This is a genomic window from Tropicimonas sp. TH_r6, assembly GCF_033101155.1.
In the GTDB taxonomy this organism is placed as follows: Bacteria; Pseudomonadota; Alphaproteobacteria; order Rhodobacterales; family Rhodobacteraceae; genus Tropicimonas.
The window spans coordinates 35,499-58,457 of sequence record NZ_JAWMPX010000002.1; the positions used below are offsets into that span (position 1 = coordinate 35,499).

The window sequence follows — 22,959 nt, forward strand, 5'->3', positions numbered from 1 at the left end:
ACGACCCCCAATCGAGGAGAGCCAAGAGATGGCGATCACCGCGAAACTGGTGAAAGAACTGCGCGACATGACCGGCGCAGGCATGATGGACGCCAAGAAGGCGCTGACCGAAGTTGAAGGCGACATGGAAGCCGCCGTTGACTGGCTGCGCACCAAGGGTCTGGCCAAGGCTGCCAAGAAGTCCGATCGCGTTGCCGCGGAAGGCCTGATCGGCATGCAGGTCGAAGGCGGCAAGGGCGTCGTCGTCGAAGTGAACTCCGAGACCGATTTCGTCGGCAAGAATGCCGAGTTCCAGGAAATGGTCTCCGCCATTGCGACCGCCGCTCTGGGCGTGTCCGATGTCGAGGCGCTGGCCGCGGCTCCGCTGGACGGAAAGACCGTCTCCGAGGTCCTGACCGACAAGATCGCCACCATCGGCGAGAACATGTCGCTGCGTCGCATGGCTGCCGTCGAAGGTGAGGTGGTCGCGTCCTATATGCACAACGCTGCGGCCCCGGGCCTTGGCAAGATCGGCGTTCTCGTGGCCCTGAAGGGCGGCGACGAAGCGTTTGGCAAGCAGGTCGCGATGCATATCGCCGCGTCCAACCCGGCCTCGCTCTCGGAAGCCGACCTGGACTCGTCCGTGGTCGAGCATGAGAAGCAGGTCCAGATGGACATCGCCCGCGAATCCGGCAAGCCGGAGCAGGTGATCGAGAAGATGATCATCGGTCGCATGAAGAAGTTCATGTCCGAAGTGACCCTGCTCGGCCAGGCCTTCGTCGTGAACCCGGACCTGACCGTTGGCGAAGCCGCCAAGGAAGCCGGCGCCGAGATCACCACCTTCGTGCGGATGGAAGTCGGCGATGGCATCGAGAAGAAAGAAGAAGACTTCGCTGCCGAAGTCGCCTCGATGCAGAAGTGATTTCGGTTCGGAGGGCTTTGGTCCTTCGGTCCTGAGAAAAACGGAACGCCCGCGCCGAGAGCGCGGGCGTTTTGCATTTCGGGACGGGCTCGGGTCGGGCTGACGCTGGCATGGCTTTCTGCGCCGTGCGCGATCATCCGCTTTCCGGCTCGGCACGGCCGTTGGCAAGAAAAAAAACACCCGCTCCGAAATCGGAACGGGTGCTTCGCGAGGGTCGCTGACCGCTATTTCTCCGGGATCAACCCGCGTGGACTGAACCGCAACACCAGCAACAGCACGACCCCCATTGTCAGCAGCCGGATATGCTGCACCGAATCCAGCAGATGCAGCTTCAGGCCGGAATCGTCGGGCAGGGGCAGGGTGATCACGTTCATGATCGCGCTGCCAATTGGCTCAACCTGGATCCAGAGCCACCAGATCAGGAAGCCGCCCAGCACCGAGCCCCAGTTGTTGCCGGAGCCGCCGACGATCACCATCACCCAGATCAGGAAGGTGAAGCGGAGTGGCTGGTAGGTGCCCGGCGTGAGCTGCCCGTCCAGCGTCGTCATCATCGCGCCGGCCATGCCGCAGATCGCAGAGCCAATGACGAAGATCTGCAAATGCCGCCTGGTAACATCCTTGCCCATCGCCTCGGCCGCCGTCTCGTTGTCGCGAATGGCGCGCATCATCCGCCCCCAGGGCGAGTTCAGCGCCATCTGCGTCAACCAGATCATCAGCAGCAGCACGACTGCGAAGAGGCATCCATAGAGCAGCTTGACCCAGATCGTCGACGCGGTTGCGGGGTCGAGCCCCCACCAGGCCGCCGTTTCGACAAAGCTCGCGCTGTCTTGCAGGTCCACCTCATAGGGAACCGGGCGCGGCAGGCCGACGACGTTCTTGACGCCGCGTGCCATCCAATCCTCGTTCTTCATCACCGCGATGATGATCTCGGCAATGCCCAGCGTGGCAATGGCGAGATAGTCCGAACGAAGGCCAAGAGCGGTCTTGCCGATGAGCCAGGCCGCGCCCGCCGCCAGCAGCGCGCCGGCGGGCCAGGCCAGCAGGATCGGCAGGTTCGCTCCGCCAAGATAGCCGACAAGGGCCGGGTTCACGGCTTCGATCGCGTCCCGCGCGGGATCGAACAGCGCCCTGTAGGCGAGGAAACCGACGGCGAAGACCGCGAGAGCCGCAAGTCCGCGTGCTTTTCCCGGCGCCATCCGTCGGAAGAGCAGAATCCCGCCCGCGACGGTGCCCGCGCCAACGATCAGCGCGCCGATCATGCGCAGCCCGCCCGCGGACCACGCTTCCGGCACCGGCGGCATGGCGACCAGAACCGTGGCCAGCCCGCCAAGTGCGACAAAGCCCATCACGCCGACATTGAACAGCCCGGCATAGCCCCACTGGATATTGACCCCGAGCGCCATGACGGCCGAGATCAGCCCCATGTTGAAGATCGCCAGCGCCGTGTTCCAGCTCTGGAAGAAGCCGGTCAGGATATAGAGCAGGGCGACGCCGCCGAAGAGAAGTGCGTTCCGGTTCATACCGATTTCCCCTTGAAGAGGCCCGTTGGCTTGAAGATCAGCACAATGACGAGAATGGTGAAGGAAACCGCATATTTATAGTCGGTCGAGAGGAGCTGGACGAGGCTGTCCGGCGCCATGCTTTCGGGCAGGGCGTGGGTCAGCACCTTCTTCCAGGCATAGGTCAGCGTCACTTCCGAGAAGGCGATGATATAGCCGCCGGCAATCGCGCCGAGCGGGTTGCCGAGGCCGCCGACAATGGCGGAGGCGAAGATCGGCAGCAGGAGCTGGAAATAGGTGAAGGGTTTGAAGGCCTTGTCGAGCCCGTAGAGGACGCCCGCCGTGGTTGCGAGGATCGCGGCGAGGATCCAGGTCACGCGGACGACCTTCTCCGGGTTGATGCCGGAGAGCAGCGCGAGGTCCTCATTGTCCGAATAGGCGCGCATCGACTTGCCGGTGCGGGTCCGGTTGAGGAACCAGAACAGCGCGATGACCGCGATGACCGTGACGACGATGGTGATTCCTTGCGAGCTTCGGAAGGCCAGCCCTTCGGAAAGACCGGTCATCTCCTTGAAATCCCGCGCCTTGATGATGAAACGCTCACCGTCATTGAAGCGCTGTTCGCCGGGGCCGATGATGACCCGGACGACGCCGTTCAGCACGAACATGACGCCGAGCGAGGCCATGACGAGGATGATCGGCTTGGCTTTCTGCTCGCGGTAAAACTGATAGATCCACCTGTCGGTGGCCAGCATCATCAGCGCCGTGGCGGCGATGCCGAAGGGCAGGGCGAGGAGGGCGGTTGGCAGCGGATGAATCGAAATGCCAATGGCCTGCATCAGCCAGGTGACGAGGATCGTCACCATCGCGCCGAAGGCCATCGTGTCGCCATGGGCGAAGTTGGAAAACCGCAGGATACCGTAAATCAGCGTGACCCCAAGCGCGCCGAGCGCGAGCTGGCTGCCATAGGAGAGTGCCGGGATCAGCACATAGTTGGAGAGCGCCACGAAGGCGTTGAGAAGGTCCATGTCAGTTCACCTTGCTCATGGAGGAGCGGGTGCTCCGGTCTACCTGTGATGGCTGGCGGAAGCGATGATTTGCCGAGCGACGCAGCGGCGCTGCACTCAGAGGGTGCATGCGCCCATCCGGGATCGGGCGCGGCTCTCCACGAGAGTCGCAAAAGGTGTTGAAACCAATCATTCTTCCACCTCCCGGCAGGCACCGGAATAGTTCACCATCAAGGCGTCCTCCGCGCCATGGGCCGCAAGCCGCGCGGCGTCGCCATGAAGCGTCAGCATCGACGGCCCAAATCCGCTGGTGAAGCGGACAACCAGCCCGTCCTCGCCCAGTGTCTCGGCAAGACCCGGGAAATCGCCGGTCCCGTCGGTGATCGTGACCACGCTCTCCGAAGTCTCGGAGGGGAACCAGACCATGAATCCATAGCCGCTTTCATGGCAGCCATCGGTCTCAAAGCACTCGGCGGTGAAGGTGCATTCCAGCGGTGCGGCCAGTGCCGGGGTGACCGCAAGAAGCGCGGCAGCAGTGAGAAGAGCCTGCTTCATCACGTCCCTCCCAGGAAGGTCCGGCGCACTTCCGGGTCGGCCAGAAGGTCCTTGCCTGTCCCAGTATGGGCGTTGCGACCCTGCACGAGAACGTAGCCGGTATCTGCGATTTCAAGGGCTTGGCGGGCATTCTGTTCCACCATCAGGATCGAGATGCCGGTGCGGGCGACCTCGATGATCCGGTCGAAAAGCTCGTCCATGACGATGGGCGAAACGCCGGCGGTGGGCTCGTCGAGCATGAGCACAGAAGGCTGGGTCATCAGCGCGCGGCCCACGGCGACCTGTTGGCGCTGGCCGCCCGAAAGCTCGCCCGCGGCCTGTTTGCGCTTGTCGCGCAGGATCGGGAACAGCTCATAAACCTGTTCCATCGAGGCTTTCATGTCGTCTTCCCGCAGGAAGGCGCCCATCTCGAGGTTCTCCTCGACCGTCATCGAGGTGAAGATATTGTTGGTCTGCGGCACGAAGGCCATGCCCTCGGAAACCCGCGCCTGCGGCGTCAGCCCGGTGATGTCCCTGCCGCCCAGCCGAACCGCGCCTTCGCGCACATCCAACATGCCGAAGACGGCCTTCATCGCGGTCGACTTTCCGGCGCCGTTGGGGCCGACAATCACCGCGATCTCGCCCTTGTCACAGGCAATCGTACAGCCATGCAGGATATTCGGGCCCTTGCCGTAGCCGCCCGACATCGCATCGCCAATCAGGTATTTCTCGCTCATGCGCTCACTCCGAAGAGGGCAGGGCGACGCATTCGCCCAGATATTGTTCCGGTTTCATGGTGATCCCGCCGATCCGATGGGAGGTGTGGATTGCTTCCCCATTCATCAGTGCAATCGTCGTGACGTCCACGGCGCCCGAGATCTGGTAGGCCAGAAAGCTCACAGAGCGGTCGCCGATATGCACCCCGATCTGGTCGAGCGGGCTGCCATGTTTGCCGAGGAATTCGGCCTCGTTCGTATCCGTGTTATGCTTGATGCGCAGCTCGAGGCCGGCATGATCGCATTTCGTGTTCGGGTCGCAGCGCCAGTCGAAAAAGCACTTGAACAGGATGACCTCATCGGCCTGCACCACCACAGGCGTAAGCACAAGAGCGCCTGCGATTCCGATGGTTTGCAGGGCGTTCCTCATCCTTGCGCGGCCTCTTCCTTGACCTTGTTCTTGAGACCCGTGCCCAGATAGGCCTCGATCACACGGTCGTCCTGCATGACCGCGCGGGCGCCGCCCTCGGCCAACACCTTGCCCTCGGCCATGACGATCACCGGATCGCAGAGCCGGGCGATGAAATCCATGTCATGCTCGATCACGCAGAACGTGTAACCGCGCTCCTTGTTGAGCCGGATGATCGCGTCGCCGATCGTGTTGAGCAGGGTGCGGTTCACGCCGGCGCCAACCTCATCGAGAAAGACGATCTTGGCATCGACCATCATCGTCCGGCCCAACTCCAGCAGCTTCTTCTGCCCGCCGGAGAGGTTCCCGGCCTTTTCCTCAGCCAGGTGATCGATGGTCAGGAATTCAAGGACTTCGTCGGCCTTCTTCGCCAGTTCGACCTCTTCCTCCGCGATCCGCGCACGATGGAACCACGTGTTCCAGAGCGTCTCGCCCGATTGCCCGCCCGGCACCATCATCAGGTTCTCGCGCACCGTCATGGAGCTGAACTCATGCGCGATCTGGAAGGTCCGGAGCAGCCCCTTGTGGAAGAGCTCATGCGGCGGCAGGCCGGTGATCTCTTCGCCATCCATAAAGACGCGGCCGGAGGTCGGTGGCAGCACACCCGCGATCACGTTGAACAGCGTTGTCTTGCCGGCGCCGTTCGGGCCGATCAGCCCGGTGATCGAGCCTTCGGCGATCTCGATGGAAGCCCCATCGCAGGCGCGGAATCCGCCAAAATGCTTGTGGAGGTCTTCAACCCGGATCATCTGCATGTCCCTCGGCGTGTTGCGGCCGTGTTATTCTTGAGCAAACGGCCCAGGGTATTCCCCGGGCCGCCCGCTGTTACGTCAGCGCAGTCCAGACGGCAAGGGGGCCATCCGGACAGGGCTGATCAATGGTAGCCGACGGTCTCGAACTTGCCACCGTCCATCATGACTTCCCGGAAGGAGCCGGCGGAATCGCCGTTTTCGAGGAATTCGACCGAGGTTGCGCCGACATAGTCGATCTCACCGCCACCGGCGAGGATCTCCAGCGCCTTTCCAAGCTCGCCGGGCATGATCTCTTCGCCCGGACCGTTGGCCACATCCATGATCTTGTCCTTGTAGACCTTCGGATCGGCGGAACCGGCGGCCTGCATGGCCAGCAGCAGGATCGCGGCGGCGTCATAGGATTCGGCGGAGAAGATCGCGGTGGCATCCCACGCATCGCCAACGACCTCGGCGAATTTCGCCGCACCCGGGCTGTCGGAGCCTGGCAGCTGACCGCCAGAGCCGTCTACATCGGCGCCGAACTTGCCGATGGTCGCGTCGGAGACCATGCCGTCGGGGAAGTGGAACGTGTCGAAGGCGCCAGTGTCGAGCGCACCCTGCACGATGCCCGCGCCACCGCGGTCGGCATAACCGGCAACCACGAGCAGGTCGCCACCGGCGGAGGCCAGCGCGCCGACTTCGGCGGAATAGTCGGCCTTGTCGTCTTCATGCGCGGCGGAAATGGTCACTTCGCCGCCAAGTTCTTCGTAGGCACCCTGGAAGCTCTCGGCCAGACCCTTGCCGTAGTCGTTGTTGGTGTAGGTCACGGCGACGGATTTGACCCCCTTGTCCATCAGGATATTCGCCATGACGACACCCTGGCGCGCATCGGACGGAGGCGTGCGGAAGAACAGACCATCATCTTCGGCTTCCGACAGGGCGGGCGAGGTGGCCGACGGCGAGATCATGACCATGCCATTGGCACGCGCCACGTTGGCCAGAACCGCGCCGGTCACGCCGGAGCAGGCGGCGCCCATGATGCCAGCCACGCCATCGGAGGTGATCAGGCGCTCGGCGGCGGCGGTGGCGGCGGCGCTGTCGATGCAGGTCGAGTCGGCGCGCACGGGAACGACGGTACTGCCGTCGAGCAGTTTGCCGCTATCGCTGACTTCCTTGATCGCCAGTTCGGCGCCGGCGCCCATTGCAACGGCCATGGATTCGATCGGTCCGCTGAAGCCCAGCAGGACGCCAAGCTTGATCTCTTCGGCCGTGGCGGCGGTGGCCATGGTCATGGCGGCGCTGGCCAGCAACAGTTTCTTCATGTCGAGTAACTCCCTGTAGGATCTTCTGTCCGGACGACACGTTATTGTCAGAACCGGGAAATGGGAAGCGGTGAAGTCGCGACAGGAGGCAGCGGGGCCGGTTCACGCGCCATCACCGTTTCGACAGCGCGCAAACGCGGCGCGTTGGACGCGCTAGACTGTGCTGGAGAATCGGAGAAAACCCATGCGTATCCTTGCCACAATCCTGTTCCTCCTCGCCGCCGCCGCCGCGCAGGCAGCGGTCCGCCAGACCGAGGCCGGCCCGGTCGAGGTGACCGAGGTCGCCTCCGGGCTGGACACGCCCTGGGGGCTGGCCTTCCTGCCCGATGGCGGTTTCCTCGTGACGGAGCGAGATGGGCGGCTCTGGCATTTCGGTGCAGATGGGGGGCGCCAGCAAGTGCGCGGCGTGCCGAAGGTCGCAACCACGGGGCAGGGCGGGTTGCTGGACGTGCTTGTGCCGCGCGATTTTGCCCAGAGCCGGCAGGTCTATCTCAGCTATGCGCACAGGCAGGGCGGCGGCGCGGGCACGGCGGTCGGGGTTGGGCGGTTGTCGCGGGACGGACGGCGGCTTGCGGAGTTCCGGCGGATCTTCGAGATGGCGCCGGGCAGCCGCGGCGGGCGGCATTTTGGCTCGCGGCTGGTTGAAGCACGGGATGGAACGCTCTTCGTGACCATTGGCGAGCGCGGCGACCGGCCCGCGGCGCAGGATCTCGGGCGCAGCCAGGGCTCGATCCTGCGGATCACGCGCGGCGGCGCGCCGGCCCCGGGCAATCCCTTCCTCGGCCAGCCGGGCGCGCGACCGGAGATCTGGTCCTACGGGCATCGCAACCCGCAAGGCGCGGCGCTGGATGGTGCGGGCCAGCTTTGGGCGGTCGAACATGGGGCGCAGGGCGGCGACGAGGTGAACCGGATCCGCGCCGGCGCCAATTACGGCTGGCCGGTCATTTCCTATGGGCGGCATTACTCCGGCGGCAAGATCGGCGAGGGGACGGCGCAGGACGGGATGGAACAGCCTCAGCATTATTGGGACCCCTCCATTGCGCCATCCGGCTTGGCGATCCTGTCGGGCAATCTATTGCCGGGCTGGGACGGGGATTTCCTTATCGGGTCGCTTAAATTCGACCTGATTTCGCGCCTGGAACAGCGCGGCGGCGGCTTGGTGGAAGTGGAGCGGTTGACGTGGCCGGAGACCGAGCGGGTGCGGGATGTCCGGCAAGCGCCGGACGGGAGCGTCTGGTTTCTGTCAGAAGGGCATGGGGCCATCTACCGGATCGCACCGGCTGGAAGGTGACGCGACGCCGCTGATTTCTGCAAGTCGAACCGCGCCCGATCCGGGAAACCTCATCGGTTGGTCATTTGATCGCCAACCACGTCTCCTGGATGACATCCGCGGCCATCAGCACATCGCCTCGCGTGGTGTCGAACTGACCGACCTGGAACCGGATGATCTTGCGCCCACCGAATGAGCCCTGCGTGAGGTAGATACGTCCATCGTCGTTCAATGCGTCCACCAGTCTTTGCTGTGTCGCATCGTCCCCCGGGGCGCGGAAGGAGAACAGACTCAGGATCGGTTCTGTCACGATCTCGAACCTGTCGATGGACCGAATGGCCTCGCAGACCTCCGACGCCCAGAGAACATGGTTGAGGATGCGTTCACGCAGCGCCTCGATCCCGTAGGAGCGGATCAGGAACCATATCTTCAGCGCGCGGAACCGGCGGCCCAAGGGAATCGTCCACTCGGAGAAATTGGTGACCTCGACGCCGGATGTCTTCAGGAATTCGGGTTCGATCTTCAACGTGTTCAGCTGCGCGGCCGGGTCCTTGAGAAACTGGACGGAGCAGTCGAACTGCGCGCCCAGCCATTTGTGGGGATTGAAGACAATGCTGTCGAACCCGGCGACATCCGCCCAGAAATCATCCCGGAATTCCGGGCAGATCATCGCCGCGCCGGCCCAGGCCGCGTCCAGATGGGTGTAGAGGCCCTCTTCCTGCGCGATTGCCAGCACGGGTCCGAGATCGTCCGATGCGCCGACGCCTGTTCCGCCCGTGATGGCGATGATCCCAGCCGGAATATGACCCGCCGCGCGGTCCTGAGCGATTGCGTGCCGCAAGGCGCTTGCGTCAATCGCGTGGCGCGGACCGACGGGCCCGATCTTGACCAGGTTGTCCTGTCCGATCTCGGCGACCCAGCAGGCCCGGTCGATCGAGGAATGGACCTGATCGGAGCAATAAATCCGGAGAGTTCCCTTCGCGTTCAGCCCCTCCCGGTTGCCCGAAAACCCGTTGGCAACCTCGCGCATTGTCAAAACCGCCGACAGGGTCGCGGACGAGGCGCTGTCCTGGATCACCCCATTATAGGTCTCGGGCAGGCCCAAGGCCTGCCGCAACCAGTCCACCATGACCTCCTCGATCTCGGTCGCGGCTGGCGAGGTCTGCCACAACATGCATTGCGCGGCGATGGTGGTCACAAGCATCTCGGCCAACATCGACGGCGGTGCCGCGTTGGCCGGGAAATAGGCAAAGAAGCGTGGGTGCTGCCTATGGGTTATCCCGGGCATCACAACGGTTTCGAAATCGTTCAGGATCGCAGCCATGTCTTCGCCCATTTCGGGCGGAGCAGAGGGCAGGCGGGACGCAACCTCGCCGGGCGCGGTCTGGGCGGTTCCGCAAGGTGCGGTGATACTCTGCTGACCATTTTACGATCCAATCGCCCATTTCTCGAATTCGTTCCACTGCATGTCGTGCTCCGGATCTGTTGCTGCGAGTCCCATCATCGAATGGCCGCGCCGCAGTTGGAGCGTTCCGCCAGCGGGGCCGGTCCGGGGGGCGGGTGGCTCCGGCTTCTGCCAAAATAATGTGCACACTCCCGTGGCAGCGCGCCAAGGGGCTTCGAAAAACGCCAATTCGACCAAAACCCTCTCGCAAGGGTGCGGCGGCTGTGTTTGCTGGAGGACGAAGACGCGTTCAGGGAGAAAACATGTCGATCAAGGCCGCAATCCACCACCTGACCCATTACAAATACGACCGGCCTGTCACGCTCGGCCCGCAGGTCATACGCCTGCGCCCCGCGCCACATTCGCGCACCCGCGTCATCTCGCATTCGCTGAAAGTCTCGCCGGGAGGGCATTTCGTCAATCACCAGCAGGACCCCTATGGCAACTGGCTGGCGCGCTACGTCTTCCACGAACCGGTCCGGGAGCTGAAGATCGAGGTGGACCTCGTCGCGGACATGACCGTCTACAACCCGTTCGACTTCTTCGTCGAGGAGGAGGCGGAACATCTGCCCTTCGACTACCCGGACGATCTTACCGAGGATCTGTCGATCTACCTGTGGCCGGAAGAGGCCGGGCCGCGCCTGAAGAAGCTGATCGAAAGCATTGAGTTCAATCCCGAAGAGACGACGGTCGATTTTCTCGTCGGGTTGAACATGCGGCTTCAGAAACTGGTCGACTATGTCATCCGCATGGAACCCGGCGTGCAGACGCCGGAGCAGACTCTGGAGCGGGCCAAAGGTTCCTGTCGCGACAGCTCTTGGCTGCTGGTGCAGCTCCTGCGCCATCTCGGCATCGCCGCGCGCTTCGTCTCGGGCTACCTGATCCAGCTCGAACCGGATCTGAAGGCGCTGGACGGGCCCTCGGGAACGGATCACGACTTCACCGATCTCCACGCCTGGTGCGAGGCCTATCTTCCCGGCGCCGGCTGGATCGGGCTCGACCCGACGAGCGGATTGCTGACCGGCGAGAGCCACATCCCGCTCGCCGCCACGCCGCATTATCGCAATGCCGCGCCGATCTCGGGGCTGGCGACTCCGGCCGAGGTCGAGTTCGAATTCGACATGACGGTGACCCGCATCGCCGAGCATCCGCGGATTACCAAGCCGTTTCCGCAAGATAGCTGGGAGAAGCTCGATGCGCTCGGCAAACAGGTCGACGAGGTGCTGGAAGATGGAGATGTCCGCCTGACCATGGGCGGCGAGCCGACCTTCGTTTCCATCGACGATTACGAGAGCGACGAGTGGAACACCGCCGCTGTCGGGCCGATGAAGCGGGAACTGGCGGATGAGCTGATCCGGCGCCTGCGCGACCGTTTCGCGCCGGGGGGCTTTCTGCATTACGGGCAGGGCAAGTGGTATCCGGGCGAGACCCTTCCGCGCTGGACCTTCTCGCTTTACTGGCGCCGCGACGAGCAGCCGATCTGGCGTAACCCGGAGCTGATTGCGAAAGAGGCCGAGGACACCAAGGTCGGTCCGGAGGAGGCGAAGGCGGTGCTGCGCCATATCGCCGAGAGCATTGCGGTCGACCCGGATCACGTCCAGCCGGCTTATGAGGACCCGGCGGAATGGATTCTCAAGGAAGGCAACCTGCCGGCCAATGTCAGCCCGGACAACCCCAAGCTGAAGGATGCCGAGGCGCGGCACCGGATCACCCGCGTCTTCGAGCGCGGGTTGACCCAGCCCTCGGGCATGGTGCTCCCCGTCCAACGCTGGCAGACCCGGGCGACGGGCGGCTGGGTGTCTGAACTTTGGCGCACACGGCGTGGAAAACTCTACCTTATTCCTGGTGACAGCCCGGTCGGGTTCCGGCTGCCACTGGAGGCGCTGCCCTACGTCTCCGTTGGCGCCTATCCCTATAGCTACCCCGCCGACCCGGCGACGCAGGAGGGCGAGCTGCCGGTCTTCGACCCCGAGGCGCGGGCGCGCAACCGGGGCGAACCGGCGGTGACGCCCGGCCACCGGCAGGCTGGACAATTCACCCCCTCCGAGCGGGTGCAGGACCGCAACGCGCAGCGCGCGACTCCGCTGGACGATACCACGGGCATGCCCACGGGCGGGATCGTGCGGACAGCGATGTCGGTGGAGCCGCGCGACGGACGGCTCTGCATCTTCATGCCGCCGACGGAGCGGGTCGAGGATTACCTCGAACTGGTCGCGGCCGCCGAGCAAGCGGCGGAAGATCTGAAGCTGCCGGTCCATATCGAGGGCTACTCGCCGCCCAATGACCCGCGCCTGAACGTGATCCGCGTGGCGCCCGATCCGGGCGTGATCGAGGTGAATGTGCACCCGGCGCAGAACTGGGAGGACTGCAAGTCGATCACGCAAGCCGTCTACGAGGAGGCGCGTCAGTGCCGTCTCGGGGCGGACAAGTTCATGATCGACGGGCGGCATTGCGGCACGGGCGGCGGAAATCACGTGGTCGTGGGCGGCGCGACGCCGCTGGACAGCCCCTTCCTGCGCCGGCCGGATCTGCTCAAAAGCCTGATCCTGCATTGGCAGCGCCACCCCTCGCTCTCCTATCTCTTCTCCGGACTCTTCATCGGCCCGACCTCTCAGGCCCCGCGCATGGATGAGGGGCGGCATGACAGCCTCTATGAGCTCGAGATTGCGCTGGACCAGATCCACCCGCCGGGGCATGGCGACGTGCCGCCGCCCTGGCTGACGGACCGGCTGCTGCGCAACATCCTCATCGACGTGACCGGCAACACCCACCGGGCCGAGATCTGCATTGACAAGCTCTATTCGCCGGACGGCCCGACCGGGAGGCTCGGGCTGATCGAGTTCCGCGGCTTCGAAATGCCGCCCGATCCGCGCATGTCCCTCGCTCAGCAACTCCTGATCCGGGCGCTGATCGCCCGGATGTGGCAGAGCCCGGCCCAGGGCGCGCCAATCCGCTGGGGCACGCGGTTGCATGACCGGTTCATGCTGCCGCATTTCGTCTGGGAGGATTTCCTCGACGTGCTGCGTGACCTGCGCGACCATGGTTTCGAGATGGACTCCGAATGGTTCAAGGCGCAGGCCGAGTTCCGTTTCCCCTTCTGCGGCGAGATCGAGGCGGACGGTGTTCACCTGGAGCTGCGGCAGGCGCTGGAGCCGTGGCATGTGCTCGGCGAAACCGGCGCCATCGGCGGCACGGTGCGCTATACGGACAGCTCGGTGGAGCGGCTGCAAGCGCAGCTCACCACCACCGACCCCGAGCGCTACGCGGTGACCTGCAATGGGCGTCGCCTGCCGATGCAGGCAACAGGCGTCGGCGGGGTCTCGGTTGCGGGGCTGCGCTTCAAGGCCTGGCAGCCGCCCGAGGCGCTGCACCCTGTGTTGCCGATCAACGCGCCGCTCACCTTTGACATCTTCGACACCTGGACCGGACGGGCGCTTGCGGGCTGCACCTACAGCGTCGCCCATCCGGGCGGGCGCAACTATGACACTTTCCCGGTCAATGGAAACGAGGCCCAGGCACGGCGCCTGGCGCGGTTCGAGCCGCATGGACATAACCCTGGAGCCTACTTGCCCCCGGCCGAATTGCCCCCTAGGGAATTCCCGATGACGCTCGACCTTCGTCGGGCGCCGGGACTTTAAGGCAAGGGCCAACGGTCGGAGGCAGGATGCAGGGAGAGGGAGGCGATCCGCTGACGCGGCTGCTTGCGGGGTATCTGCCGCAGGACGGTGTTCCGGACGAGCTTCTGGGACCGGATGGCCTCGTGCGCCCGGTATGGGTCAATTTCGTGCGTCGGCTGGCCTCGATGCCCGAAGGGCGGCTGGCCGAACGGATCTCCCATGGCGACCGCTACCTGCGCGATGCCGGCGTCTATTACCGCCGCTATGGACAGGATGACAACGCGCAGCGCGACTGGCCGCTTTCGCATGTGCCGTTGCTGATCTCGGAAGACGAGTGGAGCGAGATCTCCGCCGGGCTGGCCGAGCGCGCCGACCTGCTGGAGAAGCTCGCCGCCGATCTCTATGGCGAGAACCGGCTCGTCGCCGAGGGGCATCTGCCGGCCTCGCTGATCGCCGAGAGCCCGGAATGGCACCGTCCGCTGGTCGGCCTGCGCCCGCGCGATGGGCATTTTCTCGACTTCATCGCTTTCGATATCGGGCGCGGACCGAATGGCAATTGGTGGGTGCTCTGCGATCGCACGCAATCGCCGTCCGGCGCGGGCTTCGCGCTGGAAAACCGGATCGCCACGACACGGGTCTACTCCGACATCTTTGTCAGCGCGAATGTCACCCGGCTCTCCAACTTCTTCCGCGACTTTCGCGACCGCTTGATGGGCTTGCGCCCGGGGCACCGGGGGCGCGTCGGCATCCTGACGCCGGGGCCGTTGAACGCGACCTATTACGAGCACGCATATATCGCCCGCTATCTCGGTTTCACCCTGCTGGAAGGCGATGACCTTACGGTGCAGGACGGCCAGCTCATGATCCGCACCATCGACGGGTTGCAGCCGATTTCGGTGCTCTGGCGCCGGCTGGACAGCGACTGGGCCGACCCGCTGGAGCTGAATGAGGGCTCGCATCTGGGCACGCCGGGGCTGCTCGGGGCGATCCGGTCGGGCAATGTCTCGATGCTCAACGCGCTCGGCGCGGGCGTGCTGGAGACGCGGGCGCTGATGGCCTTCCTGCCGCGACTGAGTGAGCTGCTGGACGGCCGGCCGCTGCGAATGCCCAATGTCGCCACATGGTGGTGTGGGCAGGAGAGCGAGCGGGCGCATGTGCGCGCCAATGCCGATGCGATGGTCTTTTCTTCGGCCTGGGCCACGGGGCTTGCGCATGAGACCGGCGGTGTGACGCCGCCCTCCACCGGGCTCGATTCCTGGATCGAGCGGCGCGGGGCGGCGCTAGTGGCGCAGGAACAGGTGCAGCTTTCGACCGCGCCGGCGCTGGTCGACGGCGCGCTGGTGCCGCGCCCGATGACGCTGCGGGTCTTCCTCGCGCGAACCGAGGAGGGCTGGGTCGCCATGCCGGGCGGCTTTGCCCGGATCGGACGCTCCGAGGACAGCTCGGCCATCGCCATGCAGCAGGGCGGGCAGGTGGCCGATGTCTGGGTAATCGGGCAAAAGACCGAGCGCGCCGCGAGCCTGCTGCGCTCGGACGAGAGTTTCGAACGCAGCCCGCCGGCGGCGCTGCCGAGCCGGGCAGCGGATAATCTCTTCTGGTTGGGCCGCTACGTGGAGCGGTCCGAACACATGGTCCGGGTTTTACGCGCCCGCCATGCGCGGCTGGCCGAAAGCGACATGCCGGACGCGCCGCTGCCGCTCTTCGCCGCGCGCTACCTCGAGAATCTCGGTTGCACCAGTGTCGAGGCTGTTCCGAGCGAGCTGGTCGACAGTGTCTCCGCCGCGCTCGGGTCCGCTGGCCATGTCGCGGACCGCTTCTCGGTCGACGGGATGCTGGCGCTCTCGGACCTGACGCGAACCGTGCGCGAGTTTTCCGAGCGGGTGACGCCCGGCGACGATGCGGCCCGCGCGATGGGCGTGCTGATCCGCAAGCTGAACGGCTTTGCCGGGCTCGTGCATGACAACATGTATCGCTTCGAGGGCTGGCGCTTCCTGTCCATCGGTCGGGCGCTGGAACGGGCCTCGACCATGAGCACCTGTCTCGCCGCTTTCGCCGACCCGGCTGCTCCGGCGGGGGCGCTGGACATGGCGGTGGAGATTTCCGACAGCGTGATGACGCATCACCGTCGCTACACGGTGGCGACCAACCGGGCGACGGTGGTCGACCTGCTGGCGCTGGACGAGTTGAACCCGCGCTCGATCCTCTGCCAGCTTGGCGATATCGATGCGCATCTGGCGCATCTGCCGGGCTCGGGCCAGCACCGGCAGATGACGCCGCTCACGCGGGCGGTCCTGCGGGCGCGCACGGATCTCGCGCTGCAGGTGCCGGAGACGGTCGGGACCCGCGCCCTGGAGCGCCTCGGGGATGATATCGCCGAGATTTCGGACCAGCTCACGCTGGCCTATCTGAGCTGAGGGGCGGGAAGATGCGCTACGAGATCCGCATGAAGCTGAGCTATCACTACCCGGTTCCGGCAACGGCGGGTCGGCATTTGCTGCGGCTGATGCCGGCCAGCATTGCGGGAGAACAACGGCTGGAAACGGCCCATCTGACGGTGCGGCCCGATCCGGTGGAATGGCGAGAAGGGGTTGATTTTTTTGGCAACCGTACCGATGACGTGGCGCTCGACAAGCCGCATTCGGAGAGCGTCTTCGAGATGACCGCGCGGATCGACCGGATGGTCGATGGGCAGCGGATCGATTTCTCAGCCCGTCCGGACATGCTTGCACGCGAGATCGCGGCACAGGCGACGCTGGCCCCCGAAGCCCCGCATCACTTCCTCGGCGCCAGCCCCCGGATCACGCTGCATCCGGCGATGACGAATTACGGGTTGAAGGCGGCGCGGGGAGCGCAGTCGGTGCTGGAGATTTTCTATGCACTGGGCCGCCTGATTCATGCCGAGTTCAAGTTCGATCCGGACGCGACGGAGGTCGACACGCCGGCGCTGGAGGCGTTCGAGCGGCGCGAGGGCGTATGCCAGGATTTCACCCATGTGATGATCTCCTGCCTGCGCGGGATGGGGATTCCGGCAGGCTATGTGTCGGGTTTCCTGCGCACCGTGCCGCCCGAGGGGCAGGCGCGGCTGGAAGGCGCCGATGCGATGCATGCCTGGGTGCGTGCCTGGTGCGGCGCGCGCATGGGCTGGGTGGAATTCGACCCGACCAATGCGCTCGAGGTTGCCAATGACCATGTGGTGATCGCCTATGGGCGCGACTATTCCGACATCGCGCCGGTCAAGGGCGTGATGCGGCTTGCGGGTGGTCAGAGGACAAGCCAGGCGGTGGATGTGATCCCTCTGGACACCGGCTGATCTGGGCTCAGAGGCACTCAATCTAAAGTATAATATAATTTTGTCAGTGGGTTGCGGTGGGTATTTGATGAAACCGAACGGATTTGGGTCTGCCGTGGTTCCACGGCCTCGGAACGGGAGCCATGCCAACGAGCGCTCTCTTGTTCCGACAGGTCCGACCGGACCTGAACCTCAGCCGGTCGGCATGACCGGACCTTCCTTCGCGCCCGCGAAAGGCGCGATACGCAGGATCGTTCACGCGCGCGAAGCGCGCGCCTCCGCGCTGTCCGTCCCGTTCTCGTCCCGCGAGTCGAACTTGGCGATCCAGCGCTCCACCGAGAAGATGTCGAAATAGATCGACAGCAGCGCCGGCAGCACCAGGATCACGAGGATCATCGAGGCCAACAGCCCCGCCGCCACCGAGACCACCAGCGGCACCATGACCTGCACCTGCGGCGAGCCGTCGGATATCAGCGGCAGCAGGCCGATCACGGTCGTCCCGGTCGAAAGCAGGATCGGGCGGAACCGTTCGCGCACCGCGTCCAGCGCGGCGGCAACATGGTCCTCACCCTTCAGGTGGGTCTGGAAGAAGGTCAGGAACAGGATCGCGTTGTTGACCACGATGCCGGCCAGCGAGGCGAAGCCGATGAAGCTCGGCATGGCAAGGTCGATGCCGAGCGCCCAGTGACCGGTGATCGTGCCGATCAGCGCGAAGGGAATGGAGAGCATGACCACCACCGGCAGCGTGTAGCTGCGGAACTGGAAGGCGAGCACGAGGTAGATCCCGACCAGCCCGAGCAGCAGCTTGGACATGGTCGAGGCCTGCGATTCCTGTTCGTCTTCGGAGGCGCCGCCGATGGAGATGGTCACGCCGGGATGGGTGCGCATGATTTCGGGGGCGAGCTCTCCGGTCACCACGGCGGCGATCTTGCCGGGCGTTGTCGTGGCGCGGTCGATCTGGCCGATGATCTGCGCTGTGGCCAACCCGTTCTTGCGCTTGATGACCGGGTAGGAGGAGGTGACGGAGATATCGGCCACGGTCGCCAGCGCCGCCAGCTCGCCGCCGCCGACAAGGATCGGGAAGGCCTCCAGATCCGCCATGTGACGCACGGAATCGTCCAGCTCGACCTGCACGGTCACGTTGGAGAGCCCGGTGCGGAAGCTGTCCGTCTCCGAGCCCGCGAAGGCGTTGCGCAGCTGCGCGGCCAGCGCCTGCGGCGTCAGCCCGATGGAATAGCCGTATTCATTGAGCGAGAGCTGCACCTCGCGGCGCCCGCCATAGAAATCGGTGAAGGCCTCGGTCACGTCGTCACGCGCTGTGAGCGCGGCGAGGAGCTGGCTCGCAGCCGCTTCCAGGTCCTCGAGGTCGCGCCCGGCCAGCTCGACATCGAGATCGTTGCCGCCCGGGCCAAGCTCGGCCTGCGCGAAGCTCGCCTGGATCACATCCGGCAGCGGCCCGGCCTCTTCGCGCCAGCGCGCGACCACCTCGTCCGCCTTCACGTTGCGCCGGGCGGAGGCCAGCAGGTCGACCGTAAGCGTGGCGGTGTTGGAGCCATTGTCGTTGACGTTGGAATTCGTGGCGTATTGCACCAGCACCCGTTCGACCAGCTTCTCGCCGCCCTCCGTCCCGGGTGTCAGCTCCGCATCGACACGCTGCAAGGCCGCGATCAACTGGTCCACCCGTTCGATGGTGCGTTCACGTTCGATGCCGGTGGTGAGCGAGATCTTGGCCTGGATCGTGTCGCCCTCGATGGTCGGGAAACCGACCACCTTGACCTGTCCGGAGGCAACAAGCCCGATGGCGAGCATAAGGCAGGCGATCACCGCACCGATGGTGAAATAACGGACCTTCACAAGGAAGGTGACCAGCGGGATGACGATGCCTTCCTTGAAGCGGTCGAGCAGCCGCGCGGCGGGGCGGTGCTCATGTTCGGACGGGTCGTCCGTGCCGGAATGGCTGAGGTGATGCGGCAGGATCAGGAAGCCCTCGACGAGGCTGAAGCCGAGGGTTAGCAGCAGCACCATCGGGATATAGGCGAGGATCTGTCCCATCGTTCCGGAGACGAACATCAGCGGCCCGAAGACACAGGCCGTGGTCAGGAAGGAGGAGGTGATGCCGGGCACCACTTCCAGCGTGCCGCGACTGGCGGCTTCCAGCTTGCCGGCCTTGCGGCGCCAGCGTTCGATGTTTTCGGCGATGACGATGGAATCGTCCATGATCAGGCCGACCGCCATCAGCAGCGCCACCAGCGTGATCATGTTGATGGTGATGCCGAAGCTGTCCATCAGGAAAAAGGTGCCGAGGAAGGAGACGGGCAGGGCGGCCGAGATCCACAGCGCCTCGCGCAGGGTGAAGAAGAGCCACATGGTGGCGAAGACCAGCACCAGCCCGATGCCGATATTCTTCAGGATCAGCGTCAGCCGTTCCTCGACCAGCTCGGTCATGTTGAAGAGCACGGTGATGTCGAACGGGTCCGGCCAGGCCTCGCGCTCGGCTGCCAGCACCTCCTCGACCTCGTCGAAGATGCGGATCGCGTCGCCTTCCTTGCCCTTGAAGACGGTGACAATGGCGGCCTGGGTGCCGTTGATGAAGCTCTGCATGTTCTCGTCGGTATCGACGATCTGCACCTGCCCGAGATCCTTCAGCCGCACCATGCCGCCCGAGGGGTTCTGGATGACGATGAGGTCTTCCAGCTCGGCGATGGAGCGGCGCGCATCGGCGTAGCGCAGGGTGATCGAGCTGCCATCGGTATCCACGGCGCCGAGCGGCTGGCGCAGCGAGCGGGCGCCGATGGCGTTGACGATGTCCTGGCTGGAGACGCCATAGCGGCGCAGGGCGGTGGTGTTGAAGCTGACCTTGAGCTCGCGATCGGTGATGCCGGACACGGTGGCCTGGGTGACGCCGGGCAGCGAGAGCAGCCGGTCGGCCAGCGTGTCGGCATATTCGGTCAAACCGCGTTTGCCGTAGATACCGGAGATGGCAAGCATGGCGATCAGCTCGTCGCGCCCGCCAAGCTCGACGGACCAGTTCTCGGCATCTTCCGGCAGGTCGCCAATGCCGGAGACGGCGGAGTTGATGTCATTGTAGAACTGCGCGAGATCGCCGCCTTCCTCCAGCTCGGCGGTGGCCGAGGCAAGCCCGTCGACGCTGAGGCAGTCGAGATCGGCCAGCCCCGCGGTGCCGGTCAGCGCGTCTTCCAGCTCGGCACAGATTTCCTCGTCCACATCGAGCGCCGAGGCGCCGGGATAGACCATCGAGACCCGAACGGTGGAGGCGGCGACATCGGGGAAGGTCTCGCGTTCGAGCTGTGGCAGGGTGGACAGGCCGAGGACACAGACCAGTATCATCAGCAGGTTGGCGGCAACCGGGTGCCGGACGAACCAGGAAATCATCTCACTGATCTCCCTGCGGCACGGCCTGCGATCCGACCTGCGGCCGGACAAGCTCCAGCGGCGTGCCGAGCACCGGCGGGCGCGGATCGGTCAGCACCAGCAGCTCGCCGCCCGCCAGCCCGTCGAGCACCAGGACATTCTCGCCGATGACCTGCCCGGTCTCGACCGGCAGCACCGCAAGCTGTTCCTGCGCATCGGCAATATAGACGAAGGAGGCGCCCTCATCGTCATAGCGCAGCGCGGCGCGGGGGACGGTCATGCCGTCGGGCCGTGGCTCGGTGGAAAAGGTGACGGTGACGAAGGCGCCCACATTGAGCGGCGGGCGGTTGATCTTGCGCTTGCTGAAGAGCGGATCCTTGACCCGGACGACAAGGCCGAGCGTGCCGGTCTCGCTGTCCATCGTGCCGCGCAGCCGCACGATCTCGGCCGGCCAATGCGCCTCGATCCCGGCAATCTGCATCGAAACGGCGGCGGTGACTCCGGCCTCGGTCAGGATCTGCACCGCCTGCGCCACGTCGACCACGCTGTCGCCGTCGAAACGGTCGCCGAGGGCGACGGTGATCATCGGCACGAATTCGGTCGGCTGGATCTCGGCAGTGATCTCGACGGCGGCGGTGTCATCCATCTTCAGCAGCGTGTCGCCGCTGCGGGCAAATTGCCCGCTCTCCGCATTGAGTTCGCTGACCCGGCCGCGGAAGGGCGCGCGGATGGTTGCCTTTTCGAGGCTGCGTTCGGCCTCGGCCAGCTCGGCGCGGCGCACAGCGAGCGTGGCCTGCAGGCTGTCGCGCTGCGAGGGGAAGAGGGCGAGGGTGTTCTCCAGCTGGGTCACGGAATTGGTCTGTGCCAGCAGGGTTTTCTGGGCGCCGTCCAGCGCCGCCTGGGTCGAGGTGCCGCGCCCGACGAGGGAATCGATCCGGTCATATTCGGCCTGGGCCACTTCCAGGATCCGCTTCTCGACCGCCAGCGAGGCGCGCGAATTGACCTCCTGCCGGTCCAGTTCGGCGAGCTGCGCCTCGGCGGCGGAAATATTGGCGAGGGACTTTTGCCGTGCGAGCTCGTAATCGGTGCGGTCGATCTCGGCCAGCACGGTGCCCGCCTCGACGATGCTGCCCACGGCGAGCCCCTCGGCCAGCGTCACGATCCGCCCCTGAACCTCGGAGATTGCCGACCAGTCCCGCACCGGCTCGACGCGGCCATAGCCCACCGCCGTGGCCGCAACCGGGTGCGGCTCCAGCTCGATCACCCGAACTGCGAGCCGGTTCTCCTTCGGAGTCGAGGTCGGCACATCGCCCTCCTGCGTCATCATCCGAAACCCGAAGAAGCCGGCCAGAAGCGGCGGGATGATCAGCAGGGGGCGCAGGTTCATGGCGTGTCTCCATTTCGGGACGGGCTGTCGACGAGGGTCACCCTCTTCGGTTGCGTCGAACGGACAAAAAAGACAATAGGGCAGGGACCGCCGATGCGGTGCTGCGCCCATTGAGCGCGGCACAGGGACATGCCGGGGCGGCGAAGGGGAGTATTGCCATGAGACCGGAAGCCCGCCTCGCAGCGGCCGCCGAGATCCTCGATCTCTATCTTGCCGGGGAGCCGGCCGAGAAGGCGCTGACCAACTGGGCCCGGCGCAGCCGGTTCGCCGGCTCCAAGGACCGCGCGGCCGTGCGCGACCATGTTTTCGACGCGATCCGCCAGCGCCGTTCCGCCGGCTGGGCGGGCGGGGCGGAGACGGGGCGCGGCCTGGTGATCGGGCTGTTGCGCTTGCAAGGCCTCGACCCGGCCGCCTCCCTGACCGGTCAGGGATATGCGCTTGCCCCGCTGCGCGAGGATGAGGCGGCGGTCGCGGACACCGCGCCCGAGCTGGTCGCGCTCGACTGCCCGGACTGGCTCGAAGAGGATCTGCGCAGCAGTCTCGGCGCGGATTTCTCCCCGGTGCTGCAGCGGTTGCGCGGGCGTGCCGATCTCTTCCTGCGGGCGAACCTGTTGCGCGGCACGCCGACGGAAGCCGCGCGCGCGCTGGCCGAGGATGGGGTGGAAACCGAGCCGCACCCGCTCTGCGATACGGCGCTTCGCGTCCTGGGCGGCGCCCGGGCGCTGCGCAACGGTCAGGCCTATCGTGACGGGCTGATCGAGATCCAGGATGCGTCGTCGCAGGCGGTCGCGGCTGCCGTGCCCTTGCCCGCGTCGGGGCGCGTTCTCGACTATTGCGCCGGCGGCGGCGGCAAGGCGCTGGCGTTGGCCGCCCGCAAGGGCGGCGAGATCTTCGTGCATGATGGCAACCCCCGGCGGATGGCCAATATCCCCGAACGGGCCCGCCGGGCCGCTGCCCGCCTCACGCCGCTTGAGGAGTCCGATCTGGAGGCCGGCGCGTACGATCTTGTTGTCACCGATGTGCCCTGTTCGGGGAGCGGTGCCTGGCGACGGCAGCCAGACGCCAAATGGCGCCTGGATGCAGACGGTCTTGCCGGCATCCTGCAGCTTCAGCGCAGCATCCTTTCCCGCGCGTCAGATCTCGTCGCGCCGGGCGGGGCGCTGGCCTACATGACCTGTTCACTGCTGGATGCGGAGAACGAGGCGCAACAGGAGCAATTTCTCGTCGAACGCCCCGGCTGGCGGCTGGAGCGCGAGATCCGGCTGTCGCCGCTTCAGGGCGGGGACGGGTTTTTCCTTGCAATCCTGCGCGCTGAAAGGGGAGCATAACAGCATTCGGGGGAGCTATTTTCGTTTTGGTGATTTGCCTTAAGCGAGGATTAACAAATTGCGACCGAAATAC

15 protein-coding genes and 1 pseudogene are annotated in these 22,959 nt (G+C 65.3%); 6 read left to right on the plus strand and 10 right to left on the minus strand.

Annotated features, from left to right (window positions below):
* Nucleotides 1–28 precede the first annotated feature (28 nt).
* Nucleotides 29–901 (plus strand): translation elongation factor Ts, encoded by an 873-nt coding sequence (tsf, locus tag R3X27_RS02355; protein ID WP_317707218.1) that lies wholly within the window; start codon nucleotides 29–31, stop codon nucleotides 899–901.
* A gap of 224 nt (nucleotides 902–1,125) precedes the next feature.
* On the opposite strand, the gene R3X27_RS02360 is transcribed toward tsf, so the two are convergent.
* From R3X27_RS02360 to R3X27_RS02390, 7 genes are all read right to left on the minus strand, one after another.
* The gene (locus R3X27_RS02360) at nucleotides 1,126–2,421 is read right to left on the minus strand and encodes a branched-chain amino acid ABC transporter permease (protein WP_317707219.1); all 1,296 of its coding nucleotides are present in this window, start codon (nucleotides 2,419–2,421) and stop codon (nucleotides 1,126–1,128) included.
* Nucleotides 2,418–3,428, minus strand: coding sequence for a branched-chain amino acid ABC transporter permease (locus R3X27_RS02365; protein WP_317707220.1), 1,011 nt, complete (start codon nucleotides 3,426–3,428; stop codon nucleotides 2,418–2,420). Before R3X27_RS02365 ends, R3X27_RS02360 begins: the two co-directional genes overlap by 4 nt.
* 168 nt (nucleotides 3,429–3,596) lie before the next feature.
* Nucleotides 3,597–3,962: a hypothetical protein gene (locus R3X27_RS02370; RefSeq protein WP_317707221.1), complete on the minus strand. Its 366-nt coding sequence runs from the start codon at nucleotides 3,960–3,962 to the stop codon at nucleotides 3,597–3,599.
* On the minus strand, nucleotides 3,962–4,678 hold the full coding sequence (locus R3X27_RS02375) for an ABC transporter ATP-binding protein (protein ID WP_317707222.1): 717 nt from the start codon (nucleotides 4,676–4,678) through the stop codon (nucleotides 3,962–3,964). Before R3X27_RS02375 ends, R3X27_RS02370 begins: the two co-directional genes overlap by 1 nt.
* A 4-nt stretch (nucleotides 4,679–4,682) precedes the next feature.
* On the minus strand, nucleotides 4,683–5,087 hold the full coding sequence (locus tag R3X27_RS02380; RefSeq protein WP_317707223.1) for a hypothetical protein: 405 nt from the start codon (nucleotides 5,085–5,087) through the stop codon (nucleotides 4,683–4,685).
* Complete coding sequence (locus tag R3X27_RS02385; RefSeq protein ID WP_317707224.1) at nucleotides 5,084–5,875, minus strand: ABC transporter ATP-binding protein; 792 nt, start codon at nucleotides 5,873–5,875, stop codon at nucleotides 5,084–5,086. Before R3X27_RS02385 ends, R3X27_RS02380 begins: the two co-directional genes overlap by 4 nt.
* Before the next feature lie 125 nt (nucleotides 5,876–6,000).
* Nucleotides 6,001–7,179 carry an ABC transporter substrate-binding protein gene (locus tag R3X27_RS02390; RefSeq protein WP_317707225.1) on the minus strand — a complete coding sequence of 393 codons (1,179 nt, stop codon included), beginning with the start codon at nucleotides 7,177–7,179 and terminating at the stop codon, nucleotides 6,001–6,003.
* Nucleotides 7,180–7,363: 184 nt separating this feature from the next.
* On the opposite strand from R3X27_RS02390, the gene R3X27_RS02395 reads away from it, so the two are divergent.
* Nucleotides 7,364–8,470 carry a PQQ-dependent sugar dehydrogenase gene (locus R3X27_RS02395; protein WP_317707226.1) on the plus strand — a complete coding sequence of 369 codons (1,107 nt, stop codon included), beginning with the start codon at nucleotides 7,364–7,366 and terminating at the stop codon, nucleotides 8,468–8,470.
* Between the two features lie 61 nt (nucleotides 8,471–8,531).
* Here R3X27_RS02395 and R3X27_RS02400 read toward each other — a convergent pair.
* A pseudogene (locus R3X27_RS02400) lies at nucleotides 8,532–9,917 on the minus strand (pyridoxal phosphate-dependent decarboxylase family protein).
* A 239-nt stretch (nucleotides 9,918–10,156) separates the two neighbouring features.
* Here R3X27_RS02400 and R3X27_RS02405 point away from each other — a divergent pair.
* Genes R3X27_RS02405 through R3X27_RS02415 form a run of 3 tightly spaced genes read left to right on the plus strand, consistent with a single transcriptional unit; the run spans nucleotide 10,157 to nucleotide 16,820 of the window.
* Entirely contained in the window at nucleotides 10,157–13,531 is a 3,375-nt protein-coding gene (locus R3X27_RS02405) for a transglutaminase family protein (RefSeq protein WP_317707228.1), read from the plus strand.
* Between the two features lie 26 nt (nucleotides 13,532–13,557).
* Nucleotides 13,558–15,924, plus strand: a complete 2,367-nt coding sequence (locus R3X27_RS02410) for a circularly permuted type 2 ATP-grasp protein (protein ID WP_317707229.1) — start codon at nucleotides 13,558–13,560, stop codon at nucleotides 15,922–15,924.
* 11 nt (nucleotides 15,925–15,935) lie between these two features.
* Entirely contained in the window at nucleotides 15,936–16,820 is an 885-nt protein-coding gene (locus R3X27_RS02415; RefSeq protein WP_317707230.1) for a transglutaminase family protein, read from the plus strand.
* Between the two features lie 234 nt (nucleotides 16,821–17,054).
* Here the strand turns inward: R3X27_RS02415 and R3X27_RS02420 are convergent, their stop codons facing one another.
* Together R3X27_RS02420 and R3X27_RS02425 are read right to left on the minus strand one after the other, a co-directional pair.
* A complete protein-coding gene (locus R3X27_RS02420) occupies nucleotides 17,055–20,192 on the minus strand; it encodes an efflux RND transporter permease subunit (RefSeq protein ID WP_317707231.1) in 3,138 nt (1,045 codons plus the stop codon).
* A gap of 1 nt (nucleotide 20,193) precedes the next feature.
* Nucleotides 20,194–21,558, minus strand: a complete 1,365-nt coding sequence (locus tag R3X27_RS02425; protein ID WP_317707232.1) for an efflux RND transporter periplasmic adaptor subunit — start codon at nucleotides 21,556–21,558, stop codon at nucleotides 20,194–20,196.
* A 158-nt stretch (nucleotides 21,559–21,716) separates the two neighbouring features.
* Between R3X27_RS02425 and R3X27_RS02430 the strand changes: the two genes are divergently transcribed.
* Nucleotides 21,717–22,886, plus strand: a complete 1,170-nt coding sequence (locus tag R3X27_RS02430) for an RsmB/NOP family class I SAM-dependent RNA methyltransferase (RefSeq protein WP_317707233.1) — start codon at nucleotides 21,717–21,719, stop codon at nucleotides 22,884–22,886.
* The last annotated feature ends 73 nt before the right edge of the window (nucleotides 22,887–22,959 follow it).